Genomic DNA, 14,101 nt, shown 5'->3' on the forward strand with positions numbered 1-14,101 from the left:
GACCGAAGGCATCCCAGCCAGTCCGTGTTCATGCGCGTGAGCGGATTCAGCGGCCTGCTCCCAGTTTTTCAAAAGCCGAATCGAGCCGTCCCAATGCGCCCGAGACATCCGCCCTGCGCGCGTTGATCCAAGCCTCCTGCTCGGCAACGCGCTTCGTCGATTCCCTCAACATCCGGTCCATCTCCTTCAGCTGCGGACCACCAGCCGTCTGGCGGTTCTTGACGATAGCGGCGGGGTCGAGCGACGAGCGAAACTCCGCCTCTGGCATCGGCAGCGCAGTTGCAAACTCGCCTTTCACCGTTTCGGCATAGATGCGTTGTGCTTCCACATAGGGGAAGTCGAGTGGCTTGATGTTCTTGGCTTTGGCGTACTCCACCACTTCTGAAGCGAAGTGGTGCCCGACACGGAAAGGCAGTTTGTACTTGCGCATCAGAACGTCGGCGAGTTCCTGGGAGGCGGTCCAGTCGCTGTTGAGCTCTTCCAGTGCCCGCTCCGGATCGACAACCAGCGCACCGAGGATCTTGTCCCAGTTGCCAAGGACGCCGATGGCGCTGCGGATCATCGCGCTGGTAGGCCTGGAGTCCTTCGCATCGCTCATGCCTGTCGGAATATTGTGTGCCAGAAGCGCTGCCCCGATGCCAAGCGTTAAGGTAGTCGATGCGTCGCGGCGAGTGCTGTTGAGCAGGCCCGGATTGCGCTTTTGTGGCATGGCGCTGGACACATAGGTGTTCTCGCCTCCCTCGCGCAGCAAGATCCAGGGACGAGCCTGGGAGTATTGCGTCATGACGTCTTCAACGAACATGCCGGCATGCAGGGCGATGGCGCTGACGATGGCACCTGCTTCGACGGGCTCGTCCACGGATGAGACCTGAGATGCGTCATAGGCGTTGTCTACCGTGGCTGCAAAGCCCAGGTAGTCCGCCATGCGTTTGCGGTTCAGCGGCCAACTGGTGCCGTTGAGCACCGTGGTGCCCATGGACGAGCGGTCGATCCGAACATAGGCCTCGCGGATCCGTTGTGCGTCGCGGTCCAGGCCGGCCGCAATTCCCAACAGATAGTGGCCATAGCTATTCGGCTGGGCAGCCACGCCATTGGTGTAGTTGGGAACGATGGTGTCCTTGTGTTTGTCCGCCAACTTCACCAGGGTGCCGGTCGTCTTGTTCAGCTGCTCGGCCAACGCCAGCATGTCGTCGCGCAAGATGGCCGAGCGCAGCGTCGCCAGCATGTCCTGGCTCGAGCGGCCGGCGTGCAGCAGAGTGATCTGAGGGCCTGCGGCATCAATCAGCAATGGCTCGAAAGTAATGACGTTCGTTGGGCGCTTGCCCCCCGGCTTGCCCCCATCGACCAACACCTTGGTGATGCCGGAGTAGACCAGCGGCCCCATGGACCGATCCAGCAAACCTTCGTCGATGTTGATGACCGCGGTGGCTTTGTTGATCTCCCCGAGCCAGAAGAACTCGTCACGCGCTGGCTTGGCCTGAGCATGAACTTGCAGTGCGCTGAAAGAAAGCGACAGGGCTGCCGCGAGGGTACAGATGGAGAGTTTCAAGCTTGTCTCCGGTAGTTGAGGTTGTCGCGAGGGCATACGTGAAAACACGCGCGCGTCCATCGGGCTGATAGGGCTCCGCATGCGCAATCATCGGCATCCATGTTTGCGCGCACGGTAGGCCAGTTGGGGACGCGTGACACCCAGCACGCGCGCCGCCGCAGAGAGGTTTCCCCCGCATTGTTCCAGCGCACGGCGTATCAGCGTCTCCTCCATTTGTCCCAATGAGCTGGAGCCGACGCGGTCCGCCATGGCTTGGCCTGTGGGCTCGGACTTCGGCGACAGAACACCGGCTGCGCCCGCCAGGTGCCCATCCGGCCGTACCGACAGCACGTTCTTGTCCAGCGTCTCGCCGCTCGTAAACAAGTGATGCACTTCGAGCAGAGCGCCCTCGGGGGCGACGATCACGGCGCGCTCGATCAGGTTCTGCAGTTCGCGGATGTTCCCGGGGTAGTCGTAGTTCAGAAGCGCCTTGACGGCAGCTTGCGTGAAGCCGGTGACCTTGCGGCCGTGCTTGCGGCCGTAGTGCTGAAGGAAATGGCTCATCAGGAGCGGCACGTCGTCGCGCCGCTCGCGCAGCGGCGGCAGGTGAATGGGAAAGACGTTGAGCCGGAAGAACAGGTCGTCGCGAAACTTGCCCTCGCGCACGGCCTGGCGCAGATCGACGTTGGTGGCCGCGACGACGCGCGTGTCGACCTGGATGCTGCGCGTACCACCCACGCGCTCGACTTCGCCTTCCTGCAGCGTGCGCAGCAGCTTGCCCTGGGCCGCGTAGCTCAGCGTGCCGATCTCGTCCAGGAACAGCGTGCCGCCGTGGGCGCGCTCGAAGCGTCCCGGCCGCGCCGCGCCGGCGCCGGTGTAGGCGCCGCGCTCCACGCCGAACAGCTCGGACTCGATCAGCGTCTCCGGAATGGCCGCGCAGTTCACTGCGACGAAGGGCTTGTCGCGCCGCGGACCGATGCTGTGCAGCATGCTCGCGAACTTTTCCTTGCCGACGCCGGACTCGCCGGTGAAAAGCACGGTGGCTGTGGTGGGCGCGACGCGATGCAGCAGGTGGCAGGCCGCGTTGAAAGCCGACGATGCGCCCACCATCGCGTCGTTCTTGCGCGGCGGCGTGGGCAACGCGGCGGCCCGCGGCTCCGCGCCGCCCACGCCGCCCACACCGCTGTACTGGGACGCGCCGACGAATTCGCGCGCGCGCAGGTAGCGCATGTCTTCTTCCACATCGTCCCAGCGCTCGGCCGATTTACCGATCACGCGGCATTGGCTCTCGCCCATCGAGCGGCAGGCGACTTCGCGGAACACCACCAGCCGCCCGAACAGCGTGCTGACGTAGCCGGTGGCATAACCCACCTGCATCCAGCAGGCCGGCGAGCCGCCGATGCCGTAGGCCGCGATGTGCTCGTCGTCTTCGATCGAGTGGTGCCAGATGAATTCACCCTCGTAGTCCGAGGTCTCGGGGTCATAGCGCACGTGCACCAGCTCGACTTTCACCAGGCCTTCCAGGGCATGCAGGCGGGTGCCGGCCATGGCGGCCGCGGCCGGTTCGGCGTCGGGCCAATGCTTGCGCACCAGCTGCGCATCGCGCGCGCCGCTGACGTAGCCCGCGCGCGTGAAGAGGCCACGGGCGCTCTCCTGGCCCAGGCTGTCGATGAGCTCGCGCCGCAGAGACCCCAGCGCCTCGGTGTGCAGAAGCACCATGCGCTGATCCTGCAGCCAGATGCGGCCGTCACCGGGCGAAAAGAACAGGCATTCGCTGATGTCGGCAATCGTCGGATGCTCTTCGCTGCCCACGTGCGAGGCCTCGAAGCGACTCATTGCACGCGTCGCTTCAGCGCCGTCGAAACGGTCCAGCGCGGCGCCGGTGGCGCGTGCCACGTCGGCCAGTGAGATCCGCTCCGGGAACGGCGAGTTGGCGGTTTTGGTCAATTTTCAGCTCATCGTTTGGTGAAACGAGCGGCCGATTTTTGATCATTTGGTGAAACTGAAGATCAGGGTAAACCAGTTATTTCAAATAACCAGTGCAGCCTCGGGAATTCCCCTAATCCCCCAATGAAAACACCGTCGCGCGGCGGCGTCGGGCCACCCCGCCGCGGCGCCGCTGGTACGCCCGTTGCGAAAAGAAGGCGGGTGCTGCGGGCATTTCCGCCCGCGGCCAGCCGATCAACTTTTTCGCAAGGGGTGAGTCATGGATGTTTCGCAGAAGCCGGCGTTCCTGGACCCGGCAGCCTGGGCCGGCAAGGTGTTCAACGGCGCGTGGGTCGCGTCCGCAGGCGGTGTGCGCGACGTCGTCGAACCGGCCACGGGCCAGGTGATGGCGACCGTCGGCATCGCCGATGCGCAGGACGTGGGGCTGGCCACAGCCGCCGCGGCGCAAGCGCAGAAAAGCTGGGCGCAGGTTGCGCCGCGCGAGAAGGCCGCGGCGTTCCAGCGGGCCGCGGCCCTGTTCCAGCAGCACTTCGACGAGATGGCGCTTTACGTCGCCCGGGAGACCGGCGCCATCCTGCCCAAGGGACAGCACGAGGTGCGCGAGGCCATCACCCTGTGCCACCTGGCGGCGGCCATGCCGCTGCAGGCGCAGGGCCAGGTCCTGCCGAGTGCGAGCGGCACCACCAGTCTGGCGCGGCGCGTGCCGCGGGGTGTGGTGGGCGTGATCTCGCCGTTCAACTTTCCGCTCATCCTCACCCTTCGAACCGTGGCGCCGGCTCTTGCGGCGGGCAACGGCGTGGTGATCAAGCCCGACTCGCGCACACCGGTGAGCGGCGGCTTCATGATCGCCCGCGTGTTCGAAGAGGCGGGCCTGCCCCCCGGCCTGCTGCAGGTGCTGCCCGGCGACGCCGCCGCCGGTGAAGCGCTGGTGACCGACGCGCGCGTGCCGATGATCGCTTTCACCGGCTCGCCCGCGGTGGGCCGACGCATCGGCGAGCTGGCAGGGCGCCACCTGAAGAAGGTGACGCTGGAGCTGGGCGGCGCCAACTCGCTGATCGTGCTGGAAGACGCCGATCTCGACATCGCGGCCAGCAACGCCGCCTGGGGCGCGTACCTGCACCAGGGGCAGATCTGCATGGCGACCAATCGCATCATCGTGCACGAGAGCATCGCCGCCGCCTTGACAGAGCGGCTGGTCGCGAAGGCCCAGCACCTGCCGGTGGGCGACGGCGCCAGCGGCCAGGTGGCTCTGGGACCGCTGATCGACGCCAAGCAGCGCGACCGCGTGCACGCCATCGTGCAGGACAGCATCGCGGCCGGCGCGCAGTTGCTGGCCGGCGGCAGCAGCGACGGCCTGTTCTACAAACCCACGGTGCTGGCGGGCGTGAAGGCCGGCATGCGCGTGTACGACGAGGAAGTGTTCGGCCCCGTCGCCAACATCATCACCTTCAAGACCGACGACGAGGCCGTGGCCCTGGCCAACAACCACCAGGGCAGCCTGGCCTCGGCGGTGATCTCGCCCTCGATCGGACGTGCCATGGCGATGGCCGCGCAGTTGAACTCCGGCATGGTCCACATCAACGACCAGACCGTCAACGACGAGTGCGTCAACCCCTTCGGCGGCCCCGGCATCGCCGGCAACGGCAGCAGCGTGGGCGGCCCGGCCGACTGGGAGGAATACACCCAGTGGCAGTGGCTGACCATCAAGCAGGCGGCGCACGCCTATCCGTTCTGAATGCCAGCGACCGAACCCACAAAGGAGACATTTCATGCAGCTTGAAGGAAAAACCATCGTCGTCACCGGCGTGTCGTCGGGCATCGGCGCCGAGGTGGTGCGCATCGCGCGCTTTGCCGGCGCCCGCGTCATCGGCATGGACCGCAACGACCCCAGCCTCACGCTCGACGGCTTCGTCAAGGCCGACCTGAGTTCCGTCGCCGCCATCGATGCGGCCGTGGCGCAATTGCCCGAGCGCTTCGACGCGCTGTGCAACATCGCCGGCGTGCCCGGCACGGCGCCCGTGAAGCTGGTCGCCGACGTCAACTACCTGGGCCTGCGCCATCTGACCGAGCAGGTGCTGCCGCGCATCCCACGTGGCGGTTCCATCGTCAGCGTGGCCTCCATCCTCGGCGCCGAATGGCCGCAGCGCCTGGCGCCTCACAAGGCCCTGGCCGCCGCGCAGGGCTTCGAGGCCGGCGCCGATTGGCTGCGCGACAATCCCGTGCCGCAGGAGACCTGCTATCAGTACTTCAAGGAAGCACTGATCGTCTGGAGCGCCACGCAGTCGCAAAAATGGTTTCTCGAGCACGGCGTGCGCATGAACTGCGTCGCGCCGGGCCCGGTGTTCACGCCGATCCTGGGCGACTTCGTGAGCATGCTCGGCCAGGAGCGGGTGCAGGCCGATGCGCACCGCATGCTGCGCCCCGGCTTCGCCGACGAGATCGCGCCGGTGATCGCGTGGCTGTGCAGCGACCAGGCGCGCTGGATCAGCGGCGCCAACATCCCGGTCGACGGCGGTCTGGCATCGACATACATCTGAGCCGCGATGACCCACGCCGCCGCCATGCTCGACGTGGCGGCCGGCTGGCGGCGTGACTTGAGGTGGGCGATGCGCAGCGTGCGAGCTGCGCAGTCGAAATCGTCCAATGCGCACCTTTTAGAATAGAGAATGAGATTTATTCTCAACATCTCTATCGCGCCACAAAGTCCTGAATGTCACGTATCGCCTTCGCCTTGCTCCCCCTCGCCTCCATCGCCTCGCTCGCAGCGGCACAAGACGTCAGCAACATACCAGTCGCCCCCGCGAGCAACTCGCTGCCCGAAGTGCACGTTGTTGCGGACCCGGAATCCGGCGGCTACAACCCCACGAGCAGCAGCGGCGCCACGCGCACCAGCACGCCGCTGCGCGAGGTGCCGCAATCGGTACGCATCGTCTCGAGCCAGTTGATGGAAGACATGGGTGCGACGCGCCTGGCCGACACCGTAGGTTTTGTCAGCGGGATCACGCGCCTCAATGATTTCGGCGGAACCTGGGACAACTTCGGCATTCGCGGGTTCAGCAGTACCGAGATGGGGTTTCTGGTCAACGGTTTTCCCGGATCGCGCGGCTACAACCCGCCGCGTGACACTGCCACCGTCGAGCGCTTCGAATTCCTGAAAGGCCCGGCTTCGGCCGTCTATGGCAGCAGCGAGCCGGGTGGCACCATCAACATCGTCACGAAAAAGCCGGAGTTCACGCGTCGCAACACGGCCGACTTCAGTATCGGCACCCAAGGCCTGCGCCGCAGCACGCTGGACAGCACCGGCGCGCTGAGCCGGAACGTGGCCTATCGGCTGAATCTGGCGGTGGAAGAAGGCGACAGCCGCAGCGACCTGTTGAGCAACAGGCGCACCCTGGTGGCGCCGGCACTGACCTGGGTGATCGACGACAAGACGCTCCTCAACTACGAGTCCGAATTCCTGCGTTCGAAAACGCCGCTGGACCGCGGGCTGATCAACGTTCGCGGCGTGCTCGGGACCCTGCCGCGCGATCGGGTGCTCAATGAACCCGGCGACGGCAACATGACGCTCACCAGCAATACGCATCAACTCACGCTTGAACGCGAACTGTCGCAAAACTGGCGTGCCCGCATAGGCGCCAGCTACAAGGAAAGTACTTTCTCCGGCAACTACACCGAAGCGACTTCCCTGGCCGGCGACAACCGGACCCTCAACCGCCGCGCGACCTGGCGCCAGTTGCCGTCGCGTGATGCCTCTTTTCAGGCGGAACTGGAAGGAAAGTTCACGACCGGCCCTCTGGCCCACACGCTGCTGATCGGAATGGAAGCGTCCAGGCTCTGGATGAACACCGAAATCCTTCGCTCGGGAAATTATCCGATCGACATCTACCAACCTGTCTATGGCAGGCCCCAGCCGCCGATCACGTCGCCGACCTCCAGCTCGGACGAGCATCAGCGCGCGAATGCGGTTTTCCTGCAAGACCAGATCAGCCTTTCGCCGCAATGGAAGCTGCTGGTGGGTGCCCGCTACGACCAGTACAGGCAGCGCATCGAGGACCGCGTCGCAAACCGCAACAGCGCTCAGCAGCACGATGCCGTTTCGCCGCGCGCCGGCCTGACCTATCTGCCGAACGACTGGAGCTCGTGGTACGTCTCTGCCGGCAAGTCGTTTCGCGGCAACAGCGGTACCGACAAGAACGGCCGGGCGTTCGATCCGCAATATTCCACCGCGCTCGAGGCCGGCTTGAAGTTGCAGACGCGCGACCAGCGCCTGGGTGCCAACCTGGCGGTGTTTGACATCAAGAAGACGAACGTACTGACAGCAAGCGACACGCCCGGCTTCTCCGTCGCGGCCGGCGAAGTCAAGAGCAGCGGCTTCGAGGCGGACGTCTACGGGCAGATCGACAAGAACTGGAGAATGAGCGGAAATTTCGCCTATGTCGATGCCCGGGTCTCGAAGGACGCCACGCTTGCAGTCGGCACACGCATCGCGAACATCCCCAAGACGAGCGCCGGCCTGTTCGCCATCCGTGAAGATGCACTGGCCGACGGCAGCCGCTATGGGGTCGGTGCCGGCATCAACTACGTGGGCAATCGTTCAGGCAACAGCGCCGACACCTATGCCCTGCCGGCCTACACCACCGTCAAGCTGGTGAGCTTCTGGCAGATCAACAAGACCGCCCGCGTCTCGATCGACGTGCACAACCTCTTCAACAGGAATTTCTATACCGCCTCCTGGGGCAATCTGTATGTGATTCCAGGCGCGAAACGCAGCGTCGTGGCCAGCCTGAAGCTGGACCTCTGAAGGGTCGCGCGAGACCCCTGCTGATCGCTCGGCCTTGCTGGCAAGACTTGCTGCGCAGGGCCGTCGAGGGGGTGGGCAACTTGCCGAGGCGGTGGCGAGTACCTTGCCGGCGGGAAATGACCCCGCTGCGGCGCATTGGGTGGTAGGCCGTGATGGGCTTGAACCATCGACCAACGGATTATGAGTCCGCTGCTCTAACCAACTGAGCTAACGGCCCACTGGTCACGATTCTATTCGCCGCCGCGTCCTACTTGCGGTGGCTCAGCGCATTGCCGACCAGCCGCGACGTGATATCGACGATCTGGATCATGCGTTCGTAGGGCATGCGCGTCGGTCCGATCACGCCCAGCGTGCCCACGACCTGCCCATCGACCTCGTAGTTGGCACTGACGATGGAAAGCTCCTCGAACGGCACGACCTGGCTTTCGCCGCCGATGAAGATGCGCACGCCTTCGGCCTTGCTCGACACATCGAGCAGACGCATCAACTGGGCCTTCTGCTCGAAGAGCTCGAAGGCGCGGCGCAGTTGTCCCATATCGCTGGAGAAATCGCTCACCGACAGCAGGTTGCGCTCGCCGGAGATCACGACTTCGTCTTCCTGCGCCTCGGTCAGCACCTCGGAGCTGACCTGCACCGCAGCCTGCATCAGGGCGGCGATCTCGCCACGCAGCTTCTCGATTTCGGACTGAAGCCGATCGCGCACCTGCTCAATGGTCAGGCCCGCATAGTGGGCATTGATGTAGTTCGAGGCCTCGACCAGTTGCGACTGCGAATAGTCGGCCTCCGGGAAGATCACCCTGTTCTGCACGTCGCCATCGGGCGAGACGATGATGACCAGCAGCCGCCGCTCGGAGAGCCGCAGGAACTCGATCTGCTTGAACACCGAGGCGCGCCGCGGCGCCATCACCACGCCGACGAACTGCGACAGGTTCGACAGCAGGTTCGCCGCATTGGCGATCACCTTCTGCGGCTGGTCGGGCGCCAGGCTCGGCGTGCTCATCTGCTCGCGCTCGGCGGTCAGCATGGTGTCGACGAAGAGGCGGTAGCCGCGGTGCGTCGGAATGCGTCCGGCCGAGGTGTGCGGGCTGGCAATCAGCCCCAGCGCCTCGAGGTCGGACATGACGTTGCGGATGGTCGCGGGCGACAGGTCGAGCCCCGACGAACGCGAGAGCGTTCGCGAGCCGACGGGTTGCCCGTCGGCGATGTAGCGCTCAACGAGCGTCTTGAGCAGCAACTTGGCACGGTCGTCCAGCATTGCAAGATTTTAGTGTTGTAATTTGTGAGATATGACCTCTCGCTTTCGTCACGTCGCCCTGATCGGCAAATACCAGGCTTCCGGCGCCCGAGCGCAGGCGGATGCGCGCGACGGCGTCATGGAAGGCATCGGCACCTTCCTCGAATCGCAAGGCTGCACGGTGTTCGTCGAGCGCTCGACCTGCGAAGACGACGATGACGGCGCCCCCGCCCATCCGCGCTACGAAGCCTTGAGCGTCGAGGAAATCGGCCAGCGCTGCGACCTCGGCCTGGTGGTCGGCGGCGACGGCACCATGCTGGGCATCGGCCGGCAGCTTGCCAGCTACGGCATTCCGCTGATCGGCATCAACCGCGGCCGGCTCGGCTTCATCACCGACATTCCGCTCGACAACTACCAGGCCACGCTGATCCCGATGCTGGCCGGCGAGTACGAGGAAGACCACCGCAGCCTGATGCATGCGCAGGTCGTGCGCGACGGCGCCTCGGTGTTCGACGCGCTTGCGATGAACGACGTGGTCGTGAACCGCGGCGCCACTTCCGGCATGGTCGAGCTACGCGTCTCCGTCGGACGGCATTTCGTGGCCAACCAGCGCGCCGACGGCCTGATCATCGCCACGCCCACGGGCTCGACCGCCTATGCGCTGTCGGCCGGCGGGCCGCTGCTGCATCCGGCGGTGCCGGGCTGGGTGCTGGTGCCGATCGCACCCCACACCCTGTCGAACCGCCCCGTGCTGCTGCCCGACGCCGACGAGATCGTCATCGAGCTGGTGGGCGGGCGCGATGCCAGCGCCAATTTCGACATGCAGTCGCTGGCCTCGCTCGCGATCGGCGACCGCGTGGTGGTGCGCCGCTCCGACTTCCGGGTGCGCTTCCTGCACCCGCGCGGCTGGAGCTATTTCGACACGCTGCGCAAGAAACTTCATTGGAACGAAGGGGGCTCCTGAAATGGCGCTGCGACGCATCGCACTGCGCGACTTCGTGATCGTGCGATCACTCGAACTCGACCTGTCCGGCGGCTTCACGGTATTGACCGGTGAGACCGGCGCGGGCAAATCCATCCTGATCGACGCATTGCAGCTGGCGCTGGGCAACCGTGCCGACGCGGGCGCCGTGCGCGAAGGCGCCGAGCGGCTCGACGTGAGCGCCGAATTCGACGCCGACGCAACCCTGGACACGTGGCTCGACGAGGGCGGCTTCGAGCCCGGCGACGCGCTGCTGCTGCGCCGCACCGTCGACCTGCAGGGCCGCAGCCGCGGCTGGATCAACGGCAGCCCGGCCACGGCCACGCAGCTGCGCGAACTCGGCGACCGGCTGCTCGACATCCACGGCCAGCACGCCTGGCAGAGCCTGACGCGGCCCGAAGCCGTGCGCGGCCTGCTCGACGCCTACGCGGGCGTGCGCACCGACGCGCTCGACGCCGCATGGCAGGGCTGGCGGCAGGCTCTTTCGGCGCTCGAACATGCGCGCTCGGCGCAAGACTCGCTGCAGCGCGAACGCGAGCGGCTGCAGTGGCAGATCTCCGAAGTCGCCAAGCTCGCGCCGGGCGCCGACGAGTGGGAAGAGCTGTCGACCAACCACTCGCGCATCTCCAACGCGCAAGCGCTGATCGACGCAGCCCAGGGCGCCAGCCAGGCGCTGGAAGACGACGACAGCGGCGCCCTCTCCGCGCTCTCGCGGGCGGCCACGCTGCTGCAGAACTGCGAGCACATCGAGCCCGAGTTCCGCGCGCTGGGCGAGGTGCTCGCCTCCTGCGTGGCGCAGGCTTCCGACGCGGCCCACACGCTGCACGGCTACCTGCGCAACGCCGACACCGATCCACAAAGCCTGGCCGAGCTGGATGAACGCATGGGCCTGTGGATGTCGCTTGCACGCCGCTACAAGCGCACACCCGCCGAGCTGCCGGCGCTGCTGGCCGGCTGGCAGGCCGAACTGCAGGCGCTCGATGCGCAAAGCGATCTCGAAGGCCTGGAGCGTACCGAGCAAGGCGCGCAACAGGCCTACCTGAAAGAAGCCAAGGCGCTGAGCAAGGCCCGCAAGCAAGCCGCCCCGCGGCTCGCCCAGGCCGTCACCGACGCCATGCAGGGCCTCGGCATGCAGGGCGGACGCTTCGACGTCGAACTGCAACCGCTGGCACAACCAAGCCGCGCCGGCCTCGAAGACGCGGCCTTCCTCGTGGCCGGCCACACCGGCAGCACGCCGCGGGCCATCGGCAAGGTGGCCTCGGGCGGCGAACTGTCGCGCATTGCGCTGGCCATCGCCGTCACAACCAGCCAGCTCGGCGCCGCGCAGACGCTGATCTTCGACGAGGTCGATGCCGGCGTCGGCGGGGCCGTGGCCGAGACGGTCGGCCGGCTCATGAAACAGCTCGGCCGCGACCGCCAGGTGCTCGCCGTGACCCACCTGCCCCAGGTGGCCGCCTGCGCCGACCATCACCTCGTGGTGGCCAAGCGCCAGACGGCGGCGGCGGGCAAGGACGGCCCGCGCACCGAAAGCGGCGTGTCGCGCCTCGACGACGACAACCGCGCCAGGGAAATCGCCCGCATGCTGGGCGGCGAGAAGGTCTCGCAGACCTCGCTCGCGCATGCACGCGAGATGCTCGGCCACAAGACTCCGGCGATCGCGCCATGAGCCTCGACCTCGTGCTCATCACGGGCATGTCGGGCTCCGGCAAGTCGGTGGCCCTGCACGCGCTGGAAGACGCGGGCTACTACTGCGTCGACAACCTGCCGCCCGAGCTGCTGACCCCGTTCGTCGCGCTGCAGCACGAGCAGCAGGCCACGCGGGTGGCCATCGCGATGGACGTGCGCAGCGGCGTCTCGCTGCCGATCGTTCCGCATCAGCTCGACGCGCTGCAGCGCGACGGCGAGATCTCGCTGCGTTCGCTGTTCCTCGACGCAACCACCGACGCCCTGCTGCGCCGTTATTCGGAAACCCGTCGCCGTCACCCGCTCTCGCGCCAGGAAGGCCGCACCGACGTGCCCGAGCAGCATCGCGTGCTGATGCAGGCGATCGAGCTCGAACGCGAGCTGCTGGCCGACCTGCGCGACGGCGCCGACGTGATCGACACCAGCCTGATCCGGCCTGCGCAGCTGCAGAGCTACATCAAGTCGTTGATCTCCGCGCCGCAGAGCGCACTGACGCTGGTGTTCGAATCATTCGCCTTCAAGCGCGGCGTACCGCTCGACGCGGATTACGTGTTCGACGTGCGCATGCTGCCCAATCCGCACTACGTGCCCGCGCTGCGCCCGCTCACAGGCCGCGACGAGCCGGTGATCGAATGGCTGCGCGAGCACGACGACGTGGCGCGCATGTACGACGACATCGAGCAGTTCCTCGCGCACTGGCTCGACGCGCTGGCGCGCGACCATCGCAGCTACGTGACGGTGGCCATCGGCTGCACGGGTGGGCAGCATCGTTCGGTGTTCTTGGTCGAGCAGCTGGCGCGCTCGTTCGGTGCGCGCTGGGGTGCGCTCAAGCGGCACCGCGAGCTCGACGCGATCTGACTGTCTAAGCCTCGCTGCTCTCGAGCAGCTTGCGCATCGGCGCCGGCAGGCCCAGCCGGCCCCACTCGTCCGCATCGACCCAGCGCGCGCCATCGCCTTGCGGCTGGCCACCCTGGAGCTGCAGGGGATGCAGGTGAAGGTCCTTGTGGGTCAGCACATGCACGAAGGCCGGCAGGTCCTGCACGCCGCGCTGCGCGGTCGTCGGCAGCACGGCCAGGAGGTCTTCGCGGCTGTCGAACACGGGCAGGCAATAAAGCCCCGCCCAGATGCCTTTCGACGGCCGCTTCTCCAGCCATACGCGGCCTCGCGCATCGCGCGCCAGCAGCACCCAGAGCGACTGGGCGCTGCGCTTGAGCTTGCGCGTCTTGACGGGATAGCGCTCCGGTGCGCCTTCCCGCAGGGCCGCGCAGGTCTTGTTGACCGGGCAGATCATGCAGCTCGGCTTGCGCGGCAGGCAGACCGTGGCGCCCAGGTCCATCACGCCCTGGGTGTAGTGCGCGATGGCTTCTTTCTGGTCGGCCGGAGGAAGCAATTGCGTCGCGAGGTCCCACAGCGCACGCTCCTGCGCCGCCGAAGACATGTCGCCCGCGAAGCCGAGCACGCGCGTCAGCACGCGCTTGACGTTGCCGTCGAGGATCGCCACGCGCTCGCCGAAGCAGAACGCCGCAATGGCCGCGGAGGTCGAGCGGCCGATGCCGGGCAAGGTGACCAGCTCGGCGGCGGTGCGCGGAAACTCGCCGCCGAAGCGCGCGACGACATCCTGCGCACAGCGATGCATGTTGCGCGCCCGGCTGTAGTAGCCGAGCCCGCTCCAGAGCCCGAACACCTCGTCCTCGGTGCCGGCGGCCAGCGCCTTCACGTCGGGAAAGCGATCGAGAAAGCGCGCGAAGTAGCCGAGCACCGTCGACACCTGCGTCTGCTGGAGCATCACCTCCGACAGCCAGACGCGGTACGGGTCGCGGGTGTTCTGCCACGGCAGCTGGCTGCGCCCGTGGCTGCGCTGCCAGCTCACGATCTGCGAGGCGAAATCGAGGGGCAATGGCGGGGTCGCAGCCGCCGTGGAGACGG

10 protein-coding genes and 1 tRNA gene are annotated in these 14,101 nt (G+C 66.5%); 6 read left to right on the plus strand and 5 right to left on the minus strand.

All coding sequences use genetic code 11. From position 1 onward, the window contains the following. Nucleotides 1-46: 46 nt before the first annotated feature. Both ASD05_RS17715 and ASD05_RS17720 read right to left on the minus strand, forming a co-directional pair. A complete protein-coding gene (locus ASD05_RS17715; protein WP_235508024.1) occupies nt 47-1,549 on the minus strand; it encodes a lyase family protein in 1,503 nt (500 codons plus the stop codon). Between the two features lie 87 nt (nt 1,550-1,636). Beyond that, the gene (locus ASD05_RS17720) at nt 1,637-3,364 is read right to left on the minus strand and encodes a sigma 54-interacting transcriptional regulator (RefSeq protein ID WP_414930055.1); all 1,728 of its coding nucleotides are present in this window, start codon (nt 3,362-3,364) and stop codon (nt 1,637-1,639) included. A gap of 370 nt (nt 3,365-3,734) precedes the next feature. On the opposite strand from ASD05_RS17720, the gene ASD05_RS17725 reads away from it, so the two are divergent. The 3 genes from ASD05_RS17725 to ASD05_RS17735 all read left to right on the plus strand — a co-directional run bounded on the left by ASD05_RS17725 (nt 3,735) and on the right by ASD05_RS17735 (nt 8,276). Further along, the gene (locus ASD05_RS17725; RefSeq protein ID WP_056595100.1) at nt 3,735-5,210 is read left to right on the plus strand and encodes a benzaldehyde dehydrogenase; all 1,476 of its coding nucleotides are present in this window, start codon (nt 3,735-3,737) and stop codon (nt 5,208-5,210) included. A 34-nt stretch (nt 5,211-5,244) separates the two neighbouring features. Then, nucleotides 5,245-6,012, plus strand: a complete 768-nt coding sequence (locus ASD05_RS17730; protein WP_056595102.1) for a coniferyl-alcohol dehydrogenase — start codon at nt 5,245-5,247, stop codon at nt 6,010-6,012. 173 nt (nt 6,013-6,185) lie between these two features. Then, nucleotides 6,186-8,276 (plus strand): TonB-dependent siderophore receptor, encoded by a 2,091-nt coding sequence (locus ASD05_RS17735; protein WP_056595103.1) that lies wholly within the window; start codon nt 6,186-6,188, stop codon nt 8,274-8,276. Between the two features lie 140 nt (nt 8,277-8,416). Here the strand turns inward: ASD05_RS17735 and ASD05_RS17740 are convergent. Continuing rightward, a tRNA-Ile gene (locus ASD05_RS17740) sits at nt 8,417-8,493 on the minus strand. Nucleotides 8,494-8,523: 30 nt separating this feature from the next. Further along, a complete protein-coding gene (gene hrcA / locus ASD05_RS17745) occupies nt 8,524-9,531 on the minus strand; it encodes a heat-inducible transcriptional repressor HrcA (protein ID WP_007834354.1) in 1,008 nt (335 codons plus the stop codon). A 31-nt stretch (nt 9,532-9,562) separates the two neighbouring features. Here hrcA and ASD05_RS17750 point away from each other — a divergent pair, with 31 nt between their 5' ends. The 3 genes from ASD05_RS17750 to rapZ are packed head-to-tail and all read left to right on the plus strand — an operon-like array spanning nt 9,563 to nt 13,033. Then, the gene (locus tag ASD05_RS17750; protein ID WP_007834361.1) at nt 9,563-10,474 is read left to right on the plus strand and encodes an NAD kinase; all 912 of its coding nucleotides are present in this window, start codon (nt 9,563-9,565) and stop codon (nt 10,472-10,474) included. A gap of 1 nt (nt 10,475) precedes the next feature. Further along, entirely contained in the window at nt 10,476-12,158 is a 1,683-nt protein-coding gene (recN, locus tag ASD05_RS17755; protein WP_056595105.1) for a DNA repair protein RecN, read from the plus strand. Further along, a complete protein-coding gene (gene rapZ, locus ASD05_RS17760; protein ID WP_056595107.1) occupies nt 12,155-13,033 on the plus strand; it encodes an RNase adapter RapZ in 879 nt (292 codons plus the stop codon). The genes recN and rapZ overlap by 4 nt, the downstream gene beginning before the upstream one ends. Before the next feature lie 4 nt (nt 13,034-13,037). On the opposite strand, the gene mutY is transcribed toward rapZ, so the two are convergent. After that, complete coding sequence (mutY, locus tag ASD05_RS17765) at nt 13,038-14,072, minus strand: A/G-specific adenine glycosylase (RefSeq protein ID WP_157610163.1); 1,035 nt, start codon at nt 14,070-14,072, stop codon at nt 13,038-13,040. Nucleotides 14,073-14,101 lie beyond the last annotated feature (29 nt).

It is taken from the genome of Variovorax sp. Root434 (genome assembly GCF_001426595.1).
In the GTDB taxonomy this organism is placed as follows: Bacteria; Pseudomonadota; Gammaproteobacteria; order Burkholderiales; family Burkholderiaceae_C; genus Variovorax.